Consider the following 18,959-nt stretch of genomic DNA (forward strand, 5'->3'; position numbering starts at 1 on the left):
CCGGACGGCGGCTCAGTGGTGGAACGAGGTGGCCATCTGCCGGTCGTGGCTCATCGGGTGCGCCTGGCGGCGCAGGTCGGGAAGGATCAGGTCCAGGTCCTCCAGCAGCAGCTCGGCGAGGTCCGAGGAGAAGCCGTTGCGGCACACCACCCGCAGCACCGCCAGGTCCTGCCGGTTGGCCGGGAAGGTGTACGCCGGCACGCGCCAGCCCTGCTCCCGCAGCCGCCGCGACACGTCGAAGACGTCGAAGGCCGTCACGTCCGGCATGGTCGTCAGCGCCAGGACGGGCAGCTGGTCGCCGCGGGTGAGGAGCCGGAAGTCGCCGATCTCCCCGATCCGCTTCGCGAGCCCGCAGGCCACGTCCCTGGACGCCTGCTGGACGGCCCGGTAGCCCTCCCGGCCCAGCCGCAGGAAGGTGTAATACTGCGCCACCACCTGCGCGCCCGGCCGGGAGAAGTTCAGCGCGAAGGTCGGCATGTCGCCGCCCAGGTAGTTGACCCGGAAGACCAGTTCCGCGGGCAGTTCGGCGGGCGTGCGCCACAGCACCCAGCCGACGCCCGGGTAGACCAGGCCGTACTTGTGCCCGGAGGTGTTGATGGAGCACACCCTCGGCTGCCGGAAGTCCCAGGACAGGTCCTCGTCCAGGAACGGCGCCACCATCGCCCCGGAGGCCCCGTCCACATGGACGGGGATGTCGAGGCCGGTGCGCTCCTGGAGGGCGTCCAGCGCCGCGCACAGCTCCGCGATCGGCTCGTAGGAACCGTCGAAGGTGGAGCCGAGGATGCCGACGACGCCGATGGTGTTCTCGTCGCACAGGTCGGCCGCGGCCTGCGGGTCGAGATGGAAGCGGTCGCCCTCCATCGGCACCAGCCTCGGCTCGACCTCCCAGAAGTTGCAGAACTTGTCCCAGCAGACCTGCACATTGATGCCCATGACCAGGTTCGGACGGGCGGACGCCGGATAGCGGTCGGCGTTCCGGGCCGCCCAGCGGCGCTTCAGCGCCAGCCCGGCGAGCATGCAGGCCTCGCTGGAGCCGGTCGTCGAACAGCCCACGACGGCCGAGGGATCGGGGGCGTTCCAGAGGTCGGCGAGCATCGCGACACAGCGCCGCTCCAGCTCGGCGGTGCGCGGGTACTCGTCCTTGTCGATCATGTTCTTGTCGCGGCACTCGCCCATCAGCACCCCGGCCTGGGGCTCCATCCAGGTGGTGACGAAGGTGGCGAGGTTGAGCCGTGAGTTGCCGTCGAGCATCAGCTCGTCATGGACCAGGCCGTACGCGGTCGACGGCGGCATCGGCCCGTCGGGCAGCCGGTGCCGGGGCGGCGCCGACTCCATGCCGGCGGCCGGGTCGGCCTCCCCGTAGAACGGGTTGAGGGCGAGTCTGCGGCGGGCTTCGGACGGTTCCGTGCTCCGGGGCGAGCCCTTGTGGAGAGGCATCGGCGGTGGCCCTTTCAGCTCTCGGCGCCGAGGCCGTCCTTGATGGCCCGGGTGAATTTCACGACCCGCTCGGCCTGGACCCGGGCGGCGGTCAGGGTCTGTTCGGCGACCGGGATGTCGCCCTGGCCGGCCACGTGCGAGGTGCCGTACGGATTGCCGTCGACGAACTTCGACGGGTCCGTGTAGCCGGGGGCGACCAGGATGCCGCCGAAGTGGTGGACCGTGTTGTAGAGCGCGAGCAGCGTGGACTCCTGGCCGCCGTGCGCGGTGCTGGTGGAGGTGAAGCCGCTGTAGACCTTGTCCGCGAGGTGGCCCGCCTGCCAGAGGCCGCCGAGGGTGTCGAGGAACTGCTTGAGCTGGGCGGTGACGTTGCCGAACCGGGTCGGCGTACCGAGGATCACGGCGTCCGCCCAGATCATGTCGTCGGGCGAGGCCTCGGCGATGTCGGCGGTGGCCTTCGCGTTGGCCGCCCAGGCCGGGTTGGAGTCGATGGCCGCCTGCGGAGCCAGCTCACCGGCCTTGCGCAGCCGCACCTCGGCGCCGGCCTTCTCGGCGTACTGCGCGATGGCCTTGGCGATCGTGGCGACGGTTCCGGTCGACGAGTAGTAGATGACGGCGACGTTGACGGGCGTGGGCATGGCACGAGCCTCCGGCGGACCTGACGGGATGAATCAAGGCGAATCCGTACGGATGCGACGATACGGAAGGGCCGGGCATCCGGCGCGCCGGACGGGCGCCCCGGCTCACTTCAGCGGCGTACCGTCCTCGTGCAGCTGCATCTGCGGCCGCCCGGTCACCAGCAGCCAGACGGGCAGCGAGGCGATGCACAGCATCGGCAGCACGGCCGCGTCGCCCACCAGCACCGCCGCGGTGAACAGGCTCAGCCAGCCCTGCCGGGTGATGGCCAGCAGCACCCCCAGCACCCCGCAGGCCACCGCCAGCGCCACCGGCACCGAGGTGACCAGCGCATGGGCGCAGAGTCCCAGCGCGACGCCCACGAAGACGGCGGGGAAGATCCGCCCGCCCCGGAATCCGCAGCTCGCCGCGATCACCAGCGCGGCCGTCTTCACCACGGCCATGACCGCGAACTGCCCGGCCGTCCGGCCGCTCGGGTCGGCGGCCAGCTCCTTCACCTCGTCGAGCCCCTTGAACAGGGTGAGATGGCCGCCCAGCGCGCCCAGGAGTCCCAGCAGCAGCCCGCCGGCGGTCAGCGCCAGGACCGGGTGCTTCAGGGCCCGGAAGAACCGGTGCGCGTGCGGGAAGGCGTACACCGCCAGCAGGCCGAGCACCGCCCCGGCGAGCGCGATGACGACGGAGGAGAGCAGGTCGCCCCGGTCCGGGCGGGTGTAGGGCGGCAGCGACAGGTCGAAGCTCGGATGGGCCAGCAGGGTCATGGTGAGCGCGCCCGCGGTGCCCGCCGCGAGCGGGCCGAAGAGGCGGTCCCAGAGTGCGCCCGGTTCGGCGCGGGAGGCGAGGATCTCGGAGAGGATCAGGGCGGCGGCCACCGGGGTGCCGAAGAGCGCCCCGATGGTGCCGGCCGCGGCGAGGGAGAGCCAGAGTGCCGCCGGTGTGCCGGGCAGGAAGCGGCGGCCGAGCCAGCAGGCCAGCGCGATGTTGGCGGCCGTGATCGGGTTCTCCGGACCGAGGCTGACCCCGCCCGCCAGGGTGAGGACCGTGACGAGCAGCAGCCCCGGGACCACGCCCGGCGGCAGCGGCGGATCGACCAGCCCGGTGGTCGCCGGGTCGGGGCCCGCGTGACCGGGTACCGCCCGGACGAGCAGCCCGACCGCCAGCCCGCTCGCGGTGAGCATCACGACCATCCAGAGCGTGGAGTAGCGGCCTACGGAGAGCGCGTCGGGGAGCGTCTCCCAGAGCACGCCCTGAAGTCTCTCCGCGAGCAGGCTGATGCCGAGCAGGACGAGGGCGGACAGGACCCCGACGGCCAGTGCGGGCACGATGACGGGCAGCAGCCGCCGTACGGGGGTGGGTTCGGGGGCGGATCCGGCGAGGGCGGAGGATTCGGTGACCACCGGATCACCATAACGGCGTAAAAGGAACATAACCCCTCGAATGGCGCCGAGGGTGGTGCTCATTCGGGCTTGCACCTCACGTCACGTCAGGGCCCAGGCTCGGGACGTACCCGAGCGGAGAAGGGAGCGGGGGAGACATGGAGTACCCCGTGGGACAGGTCGCCGGATTCGCCGGAGTCACGGTGCGCACCCTGCACCACTACGACGGAATCGGACTGCTCTCGCCCAGCGGGCGCAGCCGGGCCGGGCACCGCCGTTACGACGACGGCGACCTCGACCGGCTCCAGCAGATCCTGTTCTACCGGGAACTCGGCTTCCCGCTCGACGAGATCGCGGTACTGCTCGACGATCCGGGAGCGGACCCGCAGGAGCACCTGCGGCGCCAGCACCGGCTGCTCTGCGACCGGATCGCCGAACTTCGAAGAATGGCCGACGCCGTCGAAACAGCCATGGAGGCACGGAAGATGGGCATCAACCTCACGCCCGAGGAGAAGTTCGAGGTCTTCGGGGACAAGGACCCCGAGGAGCACGCCGAGGAGGCCGAACGCCGCTGGGGCGGCACCGACGCCTACGCCGAGTCGCAGCGCCGGGCCGCCGGGTACACCAAGGACGACTGGAAGCGGATACAGGCGGAGGTCGCCGAGTGGAGCGCCGCCTACGACGCGCTGATGGAGGCCGGGGAGCCGGCCACCGGTGAGCGGGCGATGGACCTGGCCGAGGCCCACAGGCTGCACATCGGCAAGTGGTTCTACGAGTGCACCGCCGAGTTCCACCGGGGGCTCGCCGAGATGTATGTGTCCGACCCGAGGTTCCGCGCGTTCTACGAGTCGATGCGGCCGGGTCTGGCCGAGCATCTGCGGGACGCGATCGACGCCAACGCCCGGCGCCTGGCCTGACCGCCGCGGGTGGGCGTCCCACGCCTGGCCTGACCGCCGCGGGGTGGGCGTCCCACGCCTGGCCTGACCGCCGCGGGTGGGCGTCCCACGCCTGGTCCGACCGCCGCGGGTGGGCGTCCCGCCCCGCGGCCGTGCCCGCTCAGCTCCTGCTGATCACGACCGCGGTTCCGTACGCGCACACCTCCGTGCCCACGTCGGCGGCCTCGGTCACGTCGAAGCGCATCATCAGCACCGCGTTGGCGCCCCGCGCCTGCGCCTGCTCGACGAGCCGTTCCATCGCCTGGTTGCGGGTCTGGACGAGGGTCTTGGTCAGCCCCTTCAGCTCGCCGCCGATCATGGACTTCAGCCCGGCGCCGATCTGGCTGCCCAGATGACGGGAGCGAACCGTGAGGCCGAACACCTCCCCGATCACCTGAGTCACCTGGAAGCCCGGCACGTCGTTCGTCGTGACGATCAGGACGTCCGACCGGTCCGTCTGCCCGCCGCCGTAATCCTCAATGCCCATCGTGTGGCACCTCCTGGAGACAGCTTTGTCCCGGTTGGCCCGGTGTGCATCCCAGGCCGGCCCGGTGTGCGTCCTCGCGGGGGCCGACTGGAACCCGGGGGCGTCATCCTGCGTTGATAGCTTTGGGCGGCCACGCAGCCGCCATCGATCGATCCAGGAGCCCCGGACCCTTGAATACGCTTGCGCTCGGCCCGAGCTGGCTGGACCCGGACTATTTGATCAACACCTTCGGACTTCCCGGCGTCCTCCTCATCGTCTTCGCCGAGTCCGGACTGCTGATCGGCTTCTTCCTCCCCGGCGACTCGCTCCTGTTCACCACGGGTCTGCTGGTGACCACCGGCCAGCTGGACACCCCGCTCTGGCTGGTCTGCCTGCTCGTGGCGCTGGCGGCGATCATCGGCGACCAGGTGGGCTATCTCTTCGGCCGCAAGGTCGGCCCCTCGCTCTTCAGCCGTCCGGACTCCCGTCTCTTCAAGCAGGAGAACGTCGAGAAGGCGCACGACTTCTTCGAGAAGTACGGCCCGAAGTCGCTGATCCTGGCCCGCTTCGTGCCCGTGGTGCGTACGTTCACGCCGATCATCGCCGGTGTGAGCCGGATGAACTACCGCTCGTTCATCGTGTTCAACATCATCGGCGGAGTGCTCTGGGGCGTCGGTGTCACGCTGCTCGGCTCGGCCCTCGGCAAGATCGACTTCGTCCACGAGAACATCGAGGCGATGCTCATCCTGATCGTGCTCATCTCGGTGCTGCCGATCGCGATCGAGTTCCTGCGGGCCCGCTCCAAGTCGAAGAAGGAAGCGGCGTCCGGCGGCGGCGAGGGCCAGGGCCCGTCCGCCGGGGGCAGCCCGTCCCAGGGCCAGCGCGGCCGGCACGCCAAGCGCTGACGTACCACCCGCCCGCCGGGTCTCAGAAGCCGCGCGTCCGCTTGGCCGCGCGGCGGTTGGCCCCGCCGACCGCACCCGGCACCCGCATGAACAGCCGGGAGATCTCGCTTCCCAGGTTCACCCCGATCGCGATGGCCAGCGCCGTGGCCACCGCGGTCGACAGCGAGGCGAGCCCGGTGTTCACCCTCCCCTGCGCCACGGCCAGCAGACCGAAGTACGTGGCCGAACCGGGCAGCAGCGGGCCGATCGCCGCCGTGATGAACGGCAGCGACGAGGTGTACCGGTAGCGCGAGAACAGCTGCCCGAACAGCCCCACCAGACCGGCCGCCGTCGCCGTGGCCGCCACCGGCGAGATATTGCCGGTACGGGCCATCGCCCCGTAGATCACCCAGGCCACACCGCCGTTGAGGGTCACCGCCAGCACCGTGGACCGGTCCTGCTGGAGCAGGATCGCGAAGGCGAGACAGAGCGCCATCGACGCCAGGATCTGCACCACCGGCCGGTCGTGCGGGACGAATCTGGCCTCGGGGTTCAGCTGGGCGCCCAGCTGGAGCCCCAGGTACAGCACCAGCAGCACACCGACGACGATGCCGATGAACAGGTACATCACTTCCAGCAGCCGCGCCGCCGCGGTGATGTAGTAGCCGGTCAGCCCGTCCTGCACCCCCGCCACCAGCGCCCGCCCCGGCAGCAGCGCGAACAGCCCACCGGTGATCACCGCCGACGGCCGCACGTCCGACCAGTGGGTGAGGGTCAGCGCCACGCCCATCGCGGCGGGCGGCATCGCCGCCACCACGAACTGGTAGAACTCCGGCAGCCCCCGGCCCGCGAAGAGCCAGGCCAGCCGGTCGCCGAGCATCGCGCCGATCGCCGCCACCACGAACACCAGCGGACCACCGCCGACCAGCACCGACGCCGCACCCGCGAGGCCGCCGCCGGCCAGCGTCAGCACCCAGCCGGAGTACGGGTGACGGTTGCGCCGGATCTCCGCCAGCCGCCGGTAGGCCTCCTCCAGCGAGACCTCTACCTCCTCGGAGGTGATGTCGTCGATCAGCCGGAAGACGGCGGCCAGCCGGGTGTAGTCGGTGCCGCGGCGGCGTACGGTACGGCTCGCCGTCACCGGGTCGTCGACCAGCGACGGCTGGTGCGAGATCGACAGCAGGGTGAAGGTGACCGTGGGCTCGCTGCGGTCCAGGCCGTAGCTGCGGGTCACCGCGAACATGGCCGCCTCGACGTCCTCGGCACCCTCGCCGCCCGCCAGCAGCAACTCCCCGATACGCAGCGTCAGGTCGAGCACGCGCGGCACCGCGGGCCCCGCCTCGTCGGCCTTCTGCACCGGCTCGGGCGCCGGGCGCTCGGCGACCGGCATCCGCAGCATCGTGCGCATCCGGTCCTGCCAGGGGGCCTCCTTGGTCAGCCGGATCATCGGGCTGCCATGGGCCGGGGTGAAGGCGGGCGGCGAGTGCTGGGCGCTGTAGGTGCGCGGCGGGGCGAAGGCCGAACCGATCGTGTCCGAACCCGAACCCGGCGCCGGGGCGGAACCCGAAGCGGAACCCGTTCCCGGTCCCTGGGGCTCGGCCGTCAGACCGGCCGGAATGGCGAACTCCGAGGTCGGGTGGTCGTCGTCGGGCGCGGACGCGCGCCTGTCCACCCCGGCCGGCGGGACGAAGGCGCTGCGCGCCTCGTCGGACTGGGGCTTCTGGTCCTCCGGACCGCCCTGTTCCGCCACCACTCGACCTCGCTCCTCCTCGGCTGCGCACCGTCGGCCGCACTTGTGCCCAGTATGGCCACGGGAGGGGGCACGGACGCCAGGAGGGCGGCACACGGGCCGGGGGCGGACACGCGGAACGGGCGGCACCCCGGCGAAAGGAGTACCGCCCGCTCCCGGCACGGAACCGCAAACGGAACCGTGTCATGTACCTCGGCCGGAAACCGGCCGCGACCCTGGGGTCAGTGTGCGCCGCCCTGCGCCTCAAGACGCTTGTAGGAGGCCTCGATCTCGGCCTCGGCCTCGGCGCGGCCGACCCAGTCGGCGCCCTCGACGGACTTGCCGGGCTCCAGGTCCTTGTAGACCTCGAAGAAGTGCTGGATCTCCAGGCGGTCGAACTCCGACACGTGGTGGATGTCGCGCAGGTGCTCCACCCGGGGGTCGGAGGCCGGCACGCACAGCAGCTTGTCGTCGCCGCCGGCCTCGTCCGTCATCCGGAACATGCCGATGGCGCGGCACTTGATGAGGCAGCCGGGGAAGGTCGGCTCGTCCAGGATGACCAGCGCGTCCAGCGGGTCGCCGTCCTCGCCGAGGGTGTTCTCGACGAAGCCGTAGTCCGCCGGGTAGCTGGTCGAGGTGAAGAGTCGACGGTCCAGGCGGATCCGACCGGTCTCGTGGTCCACCTCGTACTTGTTCCGCGAACCCTTCGGGATCTCGATGGTGACGTCGAACTCCACGGGTGGCTCCTCCATGATCAACACATACGACTGGTGATTAAGTGTCCCCCACGCAGATGTGTGCTCGCGAAAGGGGCTGGTCAACGGTGGACGAGCCGGTGAAAAGACCGTCGGTCAACCCGCTGGACAAGCTGAGCAGGCTCGCCCGTCGGGGCGGCATGATCAGGTCGAGGGGACTGAACGACCGGCAGTTCACCGCCGTCTCCGCCGGCCTGGGCCTGGCGCTCGCAGCCGGCGTCGTCCTTGCCGCCGGTCCCTGGGACTCGGGTCAGCGTAAGGCCGAGATGGACCGGGCCGCCGCCCGGAGCGCTACAGGTGGCGCACATCACGACTCCGCCGCCCCGTCCGGACCGAAGCCCGCGCCCAGCGCCCCGGCCGTCCTGGCGGCCCTGTCCGCCGCCGTCGACAACTCCGCCCCGGACGCCCGGGACACCCCGGACGGCGCCGCCGCCGCCCTCCGCGCCGTCCTCGGCCCGCTGCTGAAGGACCCCGCCCTGGGCGAGCGGCGCGGCGCCGTCGTCATCGACACCGCCAGCGGCGAGCGGCTGTACGGCCAGGGCGCCGGCACACCCATGACGCCCGCCTCCACCATCAAGATCGGTACCGCGGTCGCCGCCCTGAGCGCCCTCGGCCCCGACCACCGCATCGCCACCACCGTCCGGGCGTCCGCCGACTTCCGCGGCCTCACCCTGGTCGGCGGCGGCGACCCCGTCCTCGACAGGGCCGCACTGCGCGGGCTGGCCACCGACACCGCCCGCACCCTGAAGGACCACGGCGTCGAGAAGGCCCGCCTCACCTACGACACCTCCCGCTACTCCGGCCCGGCCCGGCACCCGATCGGCCCCAACGAGAACATCGCGCCCGTCAGCGCCCTGATGACCGACGAGGGCAGGCTCGACGACACCACCAGCGGCCCCGCCCCGCGCAGCGACGACCCGGCCGGGGACACCGCACGTACCTTCGCGAGGCTCCTCGGCGACGCCGGGATCGACACCGCGGCGGAGCCGAAGCCCGGCCGCCCGGCCACCGGCTCCCGCAAGGTCGCCGAACACCGTTCCGTACCGCTCTCGGCCCTGGTCGAACGGGCCCTGACCAACAGCGACAACGACATCGCCGAGGCACTCGCCAGGCAGACCGCGCTCGCCGCGGGCGAACCTGCCGACTTCGCGGGCGGACGACGGGCCGTCACCGCACAGCTGAGGAAGCTCCACCTGCCGCTGGCCGGTGCGGACTTCGCCGACGGCAGCGGACTGAACCGCAAGGACAAGGTCACCGCCGGACTGCTGGCCGGCCTCCTCGCCCGAGCGGCCGACCCGGACCACCCCGAACTGCGCCCGGTCCTCACCGGCCTCCCGGTGGCCGGTTTCAGCGGCACGCTCAGCGACCGCTTCACCGGGAAGTCCGGGGGCACCGGCCTGATCCGCGCCAAGACCGGCACCCTCACCGGCGTGAACACCCTCGCGGGAACGGTCGTCGACCGGCAGGGCCGGCTGCTCGCCTTCGCCTTCCTGGCATCCGGCACGACCTCCCCGTCCGACGCCCAGACCGCGCTCGACACCGTTGCGGCGGCTCTCGCCTCCGGTACCGGCTGAGCCGTCAACACCGCACCGCGGACGGACCCGAGCACGTACGGTTGACGCATGACGAGCATCGGTGGTGCCGAGATGGTCGACTGGAATCTCGCGGTCGCGACCGCGACCCGACTTGTGCGGCCGGGGCCGGAGATCAGCCGCGAGGAGGCCCGCGAGGTCGTCGCGGAGCTGCGCCGGCATGCCAAGGCCGCGGAGGAGCACGTCCGTTCCTTCACCCGGATGATCCCGGAGGGGACCGAACCGGAGGACACCCCGGTCCTGGTCGTGGACCGGGCCGGCTGGATCAAGGCCAATGTCGCGGGCTTCCGCGAACTGCTGCGCCCGCTGCTGGGGAAGATGCAGGACCGGCGCGCGGGCGGACCCGGCGGCGCCGTGCTCGGCGCGGTCGGCGGCAAGGTGACCGGCGTCGAGGTGGGGATGCTGCTGTCGTTCCTGGCCTCCCGGGTGCTCGGCCAGTACGAGACGTTCGCCCCGGCCACCCGCGAGCTCCCCGCCTCGGCCGACGGCGGCGGCCGGCTGCTGCTCGTCGCCCCGAACATCGTGCACGTCGAGCGCGAACTGGAGGTCGACCCGCACGACTTCCGGCTCTGGGTCGCGCTCCACGAGGAGACCCACCGCACCCAGTTCACCGGAGTGCCCTGGCTCCGCGACCATCTGCAGGGCGAGATCCAGTCATTCCTCGACGAGACCGACGTCGACCCGATGACCGTGCTGGAACGCCTCCGCGAGGCCGCCCAGTCCCTGGCCGGGGGGCGCCCCGAGGGCGAGGAGGGCGAGGACGGCGGCCGCAGCCTGGTCGAAATCGTCCAGACGCCCGCCCAGCGCGAGATCCTCGGCCGGCTCACCGCCGTGATGTCCCTGCTCGAAGGCCACGCCGACTACGTGATGGACGGCGTCGGCCCCGAGGTGGTCTCCTCCGTCGGCGAGATCCGGGAGAAGTTCCAGCAGCGCAGGGCGCGCGGCGCGGGCCGGCTCGACCAGGCGCTGCGCAAGCTCCTGGGCCTCGACGCCAAGCTCCGCCAGTACCGCGACGGCGAACGGTTCGTCCGCGCCGTGGTCGACGAGGTCGGCATGGACGGCTTCAACCGGGTCTGGACCTCGCCGAACACGCTGCCCACCAAGGCGGAGATCGCCAAGCCCGCCGACTGGATCGCGAGGGTGCACCGTAAGGCAGAGTCCTGATCATGGCCGGTCCGACGGCGGACGACAGGATGAGAACGCGCCGGTAATCACCCATCCGAGGGACCGTAGGGGCATGGGAAGGCGTGCAATGCTCGATGGACGGCTTGCCTCTGTCACCATCGACGCACTCTGAGTGACGGCAGATCTCCGGTCCGCCACTTCGAGGCACCTCACCGAACTCCACGAAGGGCACCGGACATGGGTCCCCATCCTGCGGTCGCGGCGATACGCCTGGCGGTCCGCCGCGTACTCCACGACGTACTCACCGATCACATCCGAAGCGCCGACCTCACCCGGCGCACCCCGCACCCCCAGCTCGCCGAAGCCGGTGCGGGCAGGCAGCGCGCCGCACTCCCCGAGCGCCCCGACACCCCTCTGGTGCTGGTGGCCTGCTCCGGCGGCGCCGACTCCATGGCCCTCGCCTCCGCCCTCGCCTTCGAGGCCCCCAAGCTCGCCGTCCGGGCCGGCGGGATCACCGTCGACCACGGCCTCCAGGACGGCTCCGACGCCCGGGCCGCCGAGGTCGTGGACCGCCTCGCCGCGATGCACCTCGACCCCGTGGAGTCCGTCGCCGTGCGGGTCGGCCACGGCGGCGGCCCCGAGGCCGCGGCCCGGGACGCCCGCTACGCCGCCCTGGACGCTGCGGCCGAGCGGCACGGCGCCGCCGCCGTCCTGCTCGGGCACACCCGCGACGACCAGGCGGAGACGGTGCTGCTCGGCCTCGCCCGCGGCTCCGGCATCCGCTCGCTCTCCGGCATGGCCGCCGCGTCCGGTCCGTCCGGCCGCTACCGCCGCCCCTTCCTCCAGCTCGACCGGCAGACCGCCCGCAAGGCCTGCCTCGTCCAGTCGCTGCCCGTCTGGGACGACCCGCACAACATCGACCCCGCCTACACCCGCTCCCGGCTGCGACACGAGGGCCTGCCCGCCCTGGAAAAGGCGCTGGGCAAAGGGGTCGTCGAGGCCCTGGCCCGTACCGCGCAGCTCTCCCGCGACGACGCCGACGCGCTGGACACCTGGGCCGCCGAGGCCGACCGCGCCGCACGGGACGACGCGGGCCGTCTGGAGTGCGCCAAGCTGTACGCGCTGCCGCCCGCCGTGCGCCGCCGGGTTCTGCGCCGGGCCGCGATGGAGGCCGGTTCCCCGGCCGGTTCGCTCTTCGCCCGGCACATCGAGGAAGTCGACCGTCTGATCACCGGCTGGCGCGGCCAGCGGGCCATCAACCTGCCCGGTCGGGTCGAAGCCATGCGGCAGGGTGGCAGACTGGTCATTCGGCAGAGCTGAAGCACAAGCGGCTGACATGCAGGCGAGCGGCCGCGCAGGTGCGGGGACAACACCCCGGACCCGGCAGGCAGAGAAAGAGACGCGGGTGAACGAGAAGGACATGGGCACCGACCTTCAGTCGGTGCTCCTCACCAAGGAAGAGATCGACGCGAAGCTCGTCGAGCTGGCCGCGAAGATCGACGCGGAGTACGCGGGCAAGGACCTGCTCATCGTCGGCGTCCTCAAGGGCGCAGTGATGGTGATGGCGGACCTGGCGCGCGCGCTGTCCACCCCCGTCACCATGGACTGGATGGCCGTCTCGTCGTACGGAGCCGGCACCCAGTCCTCCGGAGTGGTCCGGATCCTCAAGGACCTGGACACCGACATCAAGGGCAAGCACGTCCTGATCGTCGAGGACATCATCGACTCGGGGCTGACCCTGTCGTGGCTGATGTCGAACCTCGGCTCGCGGGAGCCCGCGTCCCTGGAGATCTGCACCCTGCTGCGCAAGCCGGACGCGGCCAAGGTCGCGCTCGACTGCAAGTGGGTCGGTTTCGACATCCCCAACGAATTCGTCGTCGGCTACGGCCTCGACTACGCCGAGAAGTACCGCAACCTCCCCTTCGTCGGCACGCTCGCCCCGCACGTCTACGGCGGCTGACCTCCTGCCGGAGCCCTTCGCCCGGCACCGGCGGTGCCCGGACCGACCGGAGCCGACGGCGGGAACCTTTCACGGGACTCCCGCCGTTGAGCCTTCGAAGGCGGGTTTTGACAGACGTCCCCGGCAGTCGCGGGTGACAATGCTGGGGTACCGTCCGAAGAACAGTCTTTTCTCACAGCAGCATTTACCTACGGGCAGGAGGGACGGGGCGGCTTCGCCCCGTATGGATGGACGTGAAGCGATACTTCCGTGGGCCGGTCATGTGGATCGTGCTGGCCGTCCTCGCCGTGGTCGTGTTGATGACAGTCGTCGGCTCGTCGGGCGGCTACAAATCGGTGGACACCGGCAAGGTGATCCAGGCGATCAGCAAGGACCAGGTGGCGCAGGCCAAGCTGACCACCGGTGACGAACAGATCATCAAGATCGAGTTGAAGAAGGGCCAGAAGCTCTCGGGCGAGTCCGGCACCAAGTTCCAGGCGAGCTACATCGGCAACCAGGGCGTCCAGATCGCCGACACGCTTCAGAAGAAGTTCGAGGGCGGTCAGATCGACGAGGGCTACACGGTCTCGCCGTCGAAGCAGTCGCCGTTCATCTCGATCCTCCTGTCGCTGCTGCCCTTCGTCCTGATCGTGGTCGTCTTCCTGTTCCTGATGAATCAGATGCAGGGCGGCGGCTCCCGGGTCATGCAGTTCGGGAAGTCCAAGGCCAAGCTGATCACCAAGGACACCCCGAAGACGACGTTCGCCGATGTGGCGGGGTCGGACGAGGCCGTCGAGGAGCTCCAGGAGATCAAGGAGTTCCTCCAGGAGCCGGCGAAGTTCCAGGCCGTCGGCGCCAAGATCCCCAAGGGTGTCCTGCTGTACGGGCCTCCCGGTACGGGCAAGACGCTGCTCGCACGCGCCGTCGCCGGCGAGGCGGGCGTCCCGTTCTACTCGATCTCCGGTTCCGACTTCGTCGAGATGTTCGTCGGTGTCGGTGCCAGCCGGGTCCGTGACCTCTTCGAGCAGGCCAAGGCGAACGCCCCGGCGATCGTCTTCGTCGACGAGATCGACGCCGTCGGCCGGCACCGCGGTGCCGGCATGGGCGGCGGGCACGACGAGCGCGAGCAGACGCTGAACCAGCTGCTCGTCGAGATGGACGGCTTCGACGTGAAGGGCGGCGTCATCCTGATCGCCGCCACGAACCGGCCGGACATCCTCGACCCGGCGCTGCTGCGCCCGGGCCGTTTCGACCGGCAGATCGCGGTCGACCGGCCGGACATGCAGGGCCGCCTGGAGATCCTCAAGGTGCACCAGAAGGGCAAGCCGGTCGCGAAGGACGTCGACCTCGGCGCCGTCGCCCGTCGTACGCCCGGCTTCACCGGTGCCGACCTGTCGAACGTGCTGAACGAAGCGGCGCTCCTCACGGCGCGCGCCGACCTGAAGCTGATCGACAACAAGATGCTCGACGAGGCCATCGACCGCGTCGTGGCGGGCCCGCAGAAGCGGACCCGGATCATGTCCGAGAAGGAGAAGAAGATCACCGCGTACCACGAGGGCGGACACGCCCTGGTCGCGGCGGCTTCCCCCCAGGCGGACCCGGTCCACAAGATCACGATCCTCTCCCGCGGCCGCGCCCTCGGTTACACGATGGTGCTCCCGGAGGAGGACAAATACTCCACGACGCGCAACGAGATGCTCGACCAGCTGGCCTACATGCTGGGCGGGCGCGCGGCCGAGGAGCTGGTCTTCCACGACCCGACCACCGGCGCTGCCAACGACATCGAGAAGGCCACCGCAACGGCCCGCGCGATGGTCACGCAGTACGGCATGACGGAGCGACTCGGCGCGATCAAGTTCGGCGGCGACAACACCGAGCCCTTCGTGGGCCGGGAGATGGGCCACCAGCGCGACTACTCGGAAGAGGTCGCGGCCCTCGTCGACGAGGAGGTCAAGAAGCTCATCGAGACCGCCCACAACGACGCGTGGGAGATCCTCGTCGAGAACCGCGACGTCCTGGACAACCTGGTGCTCCAGCTCCTTGAGAAGGAGACGCTCGGCAAGGAGGAGATCGCCGAGATCTTCGCCCCGATCGTGAAGCGCCCGGCCCGCCCGGCGTGGACCGGTTCGGCCCGGCGTACGCCTTCGACGCGTCCGCCGGTGCTCTCGCCGAAGGAGCTCGCCCTCACCAACGGCGCCACCACGGCGAACGGCTCGGTCGTCCCCACGGACACCGTCCCGGCCACCGAGGTCGTCCCGGAGGACCGGCCCGAGAGCTGATCCCGTTCCCCGGTGTGGCCCCTTTCACGGGGATCGCACCGGGCCCGGAATGGAAGCCGCGCCCCCACAGGTTCTAGCCTGTGGGGACGCGGCTTTTTCGTACGTCCGTGCGGAGGCGTGGCGCGTGACAGCTCAGAGGAACGAGGCACAGATGACCGACCCGGTGACGCTGGACGGCCAGGGTTCGATCGGCGAGTTCGACGAGAAGCGGGCCGAGGCCGCCGTACGCGAACTCCTCATCGCGGTGGGCGAGGACCCGGACCGCGAGGGACTCCGCGAGACGCCGGGCCGGGTGGCGCGGGCGTACAAGGAGATATTCGCGGGTCTTCACCAGCAGCCCGAGGACGTCCTGACGACCACGTTCGACCTCGGCCACGACGAGATGGTGCTGGTCAAGGACATCGAGGTCTTCAGCACCTGTGAACACCACCTGGTGCCGTTCCGGGGCGTAGCGCACGTCGGGTACATCCCGGCGACCAGCGGCAAGATCACCGGTCTCTCCAAGCTGGCCCGGCTGGTCGATGTCTACGCCCGGCGTCCGCAGGTCCAGGAGCGGCTGACCACGCAGATCGCCGAGTCCCTGATGGAGATCCTGGAACCGCGCGGGGTCATCGTCGTCGTCGAGTGCGAGCACATGTGCATGTCGATGCGCGGTATCCGCAAGCCGGGTGCGAAGACGCTGACCTCGGCGGTGCGCGGACAGCTCCGTGACCCGGCGACGCGCGCCGAGGCCATGAGCCTGATCATGGCGCGCTGACCGGACTCGGGCGCAGTCGCACCACAGGAGCTCGGTGGCCCTACGCGGCCGCCGAGCTCCGGTCCTTGTCCTCGTCGTCCGGGAGCTTGCAGATGCGCTCCAGCCAGAGGGCCGCGGCCACCACCGCGATGCCCGCCAGGACCGCGAAGCCCGCGTAGATCGCCTGGTCGCGGCGGGCCGGGATGTCGAGGGAGCCGAGCAGGAAGACGCCGGTGCCGCCGTACATGCCGGAGACCAGGGAGACGACCAGGGCGCTGGCCTGGCCGAAGACGACCGCACGTGCCGCCATCAGCGGCTCGATGCCCTTGGCCCCCGGCCGGCGCTCGCGCTGGGCGCGCAGCCGGGAACGGATGGAGAGCGCCGTCGCCAGCAGGATGACGGCGATCACCGCGAGCACGATCGGCGCGGCGAGGGGAACGCTCGGCAGGCTGCCCAGGGAGTCCCAGAGACGGGCACCGCCCCAGGACAGCACCCCGGCAGCGGCGAAGAGGCCGGCCAGTACCCCGAGCCTGAGTTGCTTCACCGAGTGTTCCGCCCTTCGCCGCCGGTGATCCGTTTCCGTCGAGCCTAACGACTGAGACTAACGACTACTCGGGCAGGCGGAGTTCCAGATCGGCCCGGGGCAGCACTCCGTCGCGGCCGACTCCGGCCAGCAGCTCCGCGACTGCGCCGGCGCCGGGCAGCTGGGCCTCGGGGTCGACGTCGTGCCACGGGGCGAGGACGAAGGCCCGCTCATGGGCCCTGGGGTGCGGGAGGGTGAGCACCGGGTCGTCGGAGACGACGTCCGCGTACGCCACGATGTCGACGTCGATGGTGCGCGGGCCCCAGCGCTCCTCGCGGACCCGGTCGAAGGCCTCCTCGATGGCCTGGCCGCGCTCCAGGAGGGAGGACGGGGGGAGCGTCGTCTTCACGACGATCACCGCGTTGAAGTAGGAGGGCTGGGAGCCGGGGGCGATGCCCCAGGGCTCCGTCTCGTACACCGGGGAGACGGCCTTGACCCGCAGGCCGGGGGTGTCCTCCAGGGCGTCGATGGCGCCCTGGAGGGTCTCCAGGCGGTTGCCGAGGTTGGAGCCCAGGGAGATCACGGCGCGCTTGGGGTTGGAGAGGGTGACGTCCGCCGCGTCCACCTGCTCGACCACGGAGGCGGGCACCGGCTGGACGGTCGGGTCGCTCTGCCCTTCGGTGGAAAACGCAGTCATACTCGGCTCCGGGTGATGGTGATGGTCACATCGTCGAAGGGGACGGTGATCGGCGCATCCGGCTTGTGCACGACGACCTCCACCTCCTCGACTCCTTCGTGCTTGAGGCACTGCTGGGCGATGCGCTCCGCGAGCGTTTCGATCAGATCGACGGGCTCACCCTGCACCACGTCGACGACCTCCTCCGCGACGACGCCGTAGTGCACGGTCTTCGTCAGGTCGTCGGCGGCTGCCGCGGGGCGGGTGTCCAGGCCGAGCACCAGGTCCACGATGAAGGTCTGGCCCTCTTCCCGTTCCTTGGGAAAGACGCCGTGGTGCCCACGGGCCTTGAGGCCGCGCAGCGCGACACGATCCACGTGAATCACTCCTGCTGTCGTTGGTCGTAGAGACACGGGGCCGCGTGCGGACGGCGAGGTGCTCTCTTTCGAATCTACCTGCGAGCACCGACAGTGCTCGCCCGCGGGGGCCGTGCACGCGGCCCCGCGGGACTGGTAGCCGCGTATACCCGCACTGCCCCCTTCCAACCCCTTTCGGGGGCTCGGCCACCCGGCAGGCAGGTCAGGAGGGCGTCTCTTCGTCCTCTTCCTCGCCGGTTTCGGTCAGTACGGGCGAGCCGTGGTGGGACCAGAGCTTCCAGCCGTCGGGTGTGCGCCGGAACACATTGGTGGCCACGACGAGTTGGCCGACCAGGGGTCCGAGCGCGTTGCCGTCCTCCGCGGGGCCGCCGCTGAGGATGTTCTCCGTGCAGGTCACCAGGGCCGTGTCGCCGGTCATCGAGATCCCGACGTCGGTCAGGAAGAACTGGATGTACTCGGTGTTCGCCATGATCAGCGCGTAGCTGCGCAGCACCTCGCCGCGGCCGCTCAGCACCGGCCAGCCCGGGTGGACACAGGAGACGGTGAGGTCCTCGCCCGGCAGCCAGAGCCCGGAGAGCTCCTCGAAGTCGCCGCGCTCCATCGCCTCGTAGAAGGCGGTGTTGGCCTGCTCGACGGCCGCGATGTCGGCGGCCGCCTCCGCGTGCTCGTCGCGGGGCCCGCTCACGCGGCCCCCTCGACGGCGCGGGCGACCCGCACGGCGTCGGCCGTGGCCCGTACCTCGTGGACCCGGACGGCCCAGGCGCCGGCGTGGGCGGAGAGCGCGGAGATCGCCGCGGTGGCGGCGTCGCGTTCGCGGGCGGGCGGCGGCGCGGCGCCCTCGCCGGCCAGTACGTGGCCGAGGAACCGCTTGCGGGAGGCGGCGACCAGCAGCGGGCGGCCCAGGGCGCGCAGCTCGTCGAGGTGGGCTACCAGGGAGAGGTCGTGGGCGGCGTCCTTGGCGAAGCCGAGCCCGGGGTCGATCACGATCCGTTCCGGGGCGATGCCGCCCGCGACCACGGCGTCCATCCGTTCCCGCAGCTCGGCGACGACCTCGGCGACGACGTCCCCGTACACCGCCCGGCTGTTCATGGACTCGCTGAAGCCGCGCCAGTGCATCACGACGAACGGGGCGCCGGCCGCGGCGACGACGCGGACCATGTCGGGGTCGGCGAGGCCGCCGCTCACGTCGTTGACCAGGGCGGCTCCGGCCGCGACCGCCTCCTCGGCGACCCGGGCCCGCATGGTGTCCACGGAGACGGTGACCCCTTCGGACGCCAGACCCTTGACCACCGGGACCACGCGCCGCAGCTCCTCCGAGGCGTCCACCCGGCTGGCGCCGGGGCGGGTCGACTCGCCGCCGACGTCGATCAGGTCGGCGCCCTGGGCCACCAGGTCGAGGCCGTGTTTGACCGCGGCCGTGGTGTCGAACCAGCGGCCGCCGTCGGAGAAGGAGTCCGGGGTCACGTTCACGACACCCATGACCGCGCAGCGGTCCCA

At 71.1% G+C, this 18,959-nt stretch carries 19 protein-coding genes; 8 read left to right on the plus strand and 11 right to left on the minus strand.

Features of this window, described 5'->3' with window-relative positions:
- Window positions 1-12: 12 nt before the first annotated feature.
- The 3 genes from ACFVH0_RS24045 to ACFVH0_RS24055 form a co-directional block, all read right to left on the minus strand.
- Window positions 13-1,437, minus strand: coding sequence for a glutamate decarboxylase (locus tag ACFVH0_RS24045; RefSeq protein WP_385823167.1), 1,425 nt, complete (start codon window positions 1,435-1,437; stop codon window positions 13-15).
- A gap of 14 nt (window positions 1,438-1,451) precedes the next feature.
- Window positions 1,452-2,075 (minus strand): NAD(P)H:quinone oxidoreductase, encoded by a 624-nt coding sequence (wrbA, locus tag ACFVH0_RS24050; RefSeq protein ID WP_385823169.1) that lies wholly within the window; start codon window positions 2,073-2,075, stop codon window positions 1,452-1,454.
- A gap of 105 nt (window positions 2,076-2,180) precedes the next feature.
- Complete coding sequence (locus ACFVH0_RS24055) at window positions 2,181-3,467, minus strand: ion channel protein (protein ID WP_385823171.1); 1,287 nt, start codon at window positions 3,465-3,467, stop codon at window positions 2,181-2,183.
- Between the two features lie 137 nt (window positions 3,468-3,604).
- On the opposite strand from ACFVH0_RS24055, the gene ACFVH0_RS24060 reads away from it, so the two are divergent.
- Window positions 3,605-4,363, plus strand: coding sequence for a MerR family transcriptional regulator (locus ACFVH0_RS24060; protein ID WP_385823173.1), 759 nt, complete (start codon window positions 3,605-3,607; stop codon window positions 4,361-4,363).
- A gap of 139 nt (window positions 4,364-4,502) precedes the next feature.
- Here ACFVH0_RS24060 and ACFVH0_RS24065 read toward each other — a convergent pair whose 3' ends face one another.
- Window positions 4,503-4,868, minus strand: coding sequence for a YbjQ family protein (locus ACFVH0_RS24065; protein WP_385823175.1), 366 nt, complete (start codon window positions 4,866-4,868; stop codon window positions 4,503-4,505).
- A gap of 170 nt (window positions 4,869-5,038) precedes the next feature.
- Here ACFVH0_RS24065 and ACFVH0_RS24070 point away from each other — a divergent pair, with 170 nt between their 5' ends.
- Window positions 5,039-5,752 carry a DedA family protein gene (locus ACFVH0_RS24070; RefSeq protein WP_385823177.1) on the plus strand — a complete coding sequence of 238 codons (714 nt, stop codon included), beginning with the start codon at window positions 5,039-5,041 and terminating at the stop codon, window positions 5,750-5,752.
- Window positions 5,753-5,774: 22 nt separating this feature from the next.
- On the opposite strand, the gene ACFVH0_RS24075 is transcribed toward ACFVH0_RS24070, so the two are convergent.
- On the minus strand, window positions 5,775-7,484 hold the full coding sequence (locus ACFVH0_RS24075) for a threonine/serine exporter ThrE family protein (protein WP_385823179.1): 1,710 nt from the start codon (window positions 7,482-7,484) through the stop codon (window positions 5,775-5,777).
- A gap of 218 nt (window positions 7,485-7,702) precedes the next feature.
- Window positions 7,703-8,197, minus strand: coding sequence for an inorganic diphosphatase (locus tag ACFVH0_RS24080; RefSeq protein WP_003968257.1), 495 nt, complete (start codon window positions 8,195-8,197; stop codon window positions 7,703-7,705).
- Window positions 8,198-8,283: 86 nt separating this feature from the next.
- On the opposite strand from ACFVH0_RS24080, the gene dacB reads away from it, so the two are divergent.
- The 6 genes from dacB to folE all read left to right on the plus strand — a co-directional run bounded on the left by dacB (window position 8,284) and on the right by folE (window position 15,907).
- On the plus strand, window positions 8,284-9,789 hold the full coding sequence (gene dacB, locus ACFVH0_RS24085) for a D-alanyl-D-alanine carboxypeptidase/D-alanyl-D-alanine-endopeptidase (protein WP_385823180.1): 1,506 nt from the start codon (window positions 8,284-8,286) through the stop codon (window positions 9,787-9,789).
- A gap of 48 nt (window positions 9,790-9,837) precedes the next feature.
- Window positions 9,838-10,971, plus strand: coding sequence for a zinc-dependent metalloprotease (locus ACFVH0_RS24090; RefSeq protein ID WP_385823182.1), 1,134 nt, complete (start codon window positions 9,838-9,840; stop codon window positions 10,969-10,971).
- A gap of 198 nt (window positions 10,972-11,169) precedes the next feature.
- A complete protein-coding gene (gene tilS / locus ACFVH0_RS24095; protein WP_385823184.1) occupies window positions 11,170-12,252 on the plus strand; it encodes a tRNA lysidine(34) synthetase TilS in 1,083 nt (360 codons plus the stop codon).
- A gap of 100 nt (window positions 12,253-12,352) precedes the next feature.
- Complete coding sequence (gene hpt, locus ACFVH0_RS24100; protein ID WP_072487175.1) at window positions 12,353-12,892, plus strand: hypoxanthine phosphoribosyltransferase; 540 nt, start codon at window positions 12,353-12,355, stop codon at window positions 12,890-12,892.
- A gap of 227 nt (window positions 12,893-13,119) precedes the next feature.
- Window positions 13,120-15,150 carry an ATP-dependent zinc metalloprotease FtsH gene (gene ftsH / locus ACFVH0_RS24105; RefSeq protein ID WP_385823186.1) on the plus strand — a complete coding sequence of 677 codons (2,031 nt, stop codon included), beginning with the start codon at window positions 13,120-13,122 and terminating at the stop codon, window positions 15,148-15,150.
- Between the two features lie 151 nt (window positions 15,151-15,301).
- A complete protein-coding gene (gene folE, locus ACFVH0_RS24110) occupies window positions 15,302-15,907 on the plus strand; it encodes a GTP cyclohydrolase I FolE (RefSeq protein WP_365476664.1) in 606 nt (201 codons plus the stop codon).
- Window positions 15,908-15,947: 40 nt separating this feature from the next.
- Here folE and ACFVH0_RS24115 read toward each other — a convergent pair whose 3' ends face one another.
- The 5 genes from ACFVH0_RS24115 to folP form a co-directional block, all read right to left on the minus strand.
- The gene (locus tag ACFVH0_RS24115; protein WP_385823188.1) at window positions 15,948-16,430 is read right to left on the minus strand and encodes a DUF3180 domain-containing protein; all 483 of its coding nucleotides are present in this window, start codon (window positions 16,428-16,430) and stop codon (window positions 15,948-15,950) included.
- Window positions 16,431-16,494: 64 nt separating this feature from the next.
- Window positions 16,495-17,106 carry a 2-amino-4-hydroxy-6-hydroxymethyldihydropteridine diphosphokinase gene (gene folK / locus ACFVH0_RS24120; RefSeq protein ID WP_385823190.1) on the minus strand — a complete coding sequence of 204 codons (612 nt, stop codon included), beginning with the start codon at window positions 17,104-17,106 and terminating at the stop codon, window positions 16,495-16,497.
- Window positions 17,103-17,462 carry a dihydroneopterin aldolase gene (folB, locus tag ACFVH0_RS24125; protein WP_385823192.1) on the minus strand — a complete coding sequence of 120 codons (360 nt, stop codon included), beginning with the start codon at window positions 17,460-17,462 and terminating at the stop codon, window positions 17,103-17,105. The genes folK and folB overlap by 4 nt, the downstream gene beginning before the upstream one ends.
- Before the next feature lie 202 nt (window positions 17,463-17,664).
- Window positions 17,665-18,147 (minus strand): nuclear transport factor 2 family protein, encoded by a 483-nt coding sequence (locus ACFVH0_RS24130; protein ID WP_124719494.1) that lies wholly within the window; start codon window positions 18,145-18,147, stop codon window positions 17,665-17,667.
- A complete protein-coding gene (gene folP / locus ACFVH0_RS24135; RefSeq protein WP_385823292.1) occupies window positions 18,144-18,941 on the minus strand; it encodes a dihydropteroate synthase in 798 nt (265 codons plus the stop codon). The genes ACFVH0_RS24130 and folP overlap by 4 nt, the downstream gene beginning before the upstream one ends.
- Between the last annotated feature and the right edge of the window lie 18 nt (window positions 18,942-18,959).

It is taken from the genome of Streptomyces sp. NPDC127117 (assembly GCF_042677325.1).
Taxonomy (GTDB): domain Bacteria; phylum Actinomycetota; class Actinomycetes; order Streptomycetales; family Streptomycetaceae; genus Streptomyces.

Coding starts and splice junctions, on each gene's coding strand:
- ACFVH0_RS24045 (WP_385823167.1), bottom strand. CDS start 1,437: ATGCCTCTCCACAAGGGCTCGCCCCGGAGCACGGAACCGTCCGAAGCC.
- wrbA (WP_385823169.1), bottom strand. CDS start 2,075: ATGCCCACGCCCGTCAACGTCGCCGTCATCTACTACTCGTCGACCGGA.
- ACFVH0_RS24060 (WP_385823173.1), top strand. CDS start 3,605: ATGGAGTACCCCGTGGGACAGGTCGCCGGATTCGCCGGAGTCACGGTG.
- ACFVH0_RS24065 (WP_385823175.1), bottom strand. CDS start 4,868: ATGGGCATTGAGGATTACGGCGGCGGGCAGACGGACCGGTCGGACGTC.
- ACFVH0_RS24090 (WP_385823182.1), top strand. CDS start 9,838: ATGACGAGCATCGGTGGTGCCGAGATGGTCGACTGGAATCTCGCGGTC.
- tilS (WP_385823184.1), top strand. CDS start 11,170: ATGGGTCCCCATCCTGCGGTCGCGGCGATACGCCTGGCGGTCCGCCGC.
- hpt (WP_072487175.1), top strand. CDS start 12,353: ATGGGCACCGACCTTCAGTCGGTGCTCCTCACCAAGGAAGAGATCGAC.
- ftsH (WP_385823186.1), top strand. CDS start 13,120: ATGGACGTGAAGCGATACTTCCGTGGGCCGGTCATGTGGATCGTGCTG.
- folE (WP_365476664.1), top strand. CDS start 15,302: ATGACCGACCCGGTGACGCTGGACGGCCAGGGTTCGATCGGCGAGTTC.
- folK (WP_385823190.1), bottom strand. CDS start 17,106: ATGACTGCGTTTTCCACCGAAGGGCAGAGCGACCCGACCGTCCAGCCG.
- folP (WP_385823292.1), bottom strand. CDS start 18,941: ATGGGTGTCGTGAACGTGACCCCGGACTCCTTCTCCGACGGCGGCCGC.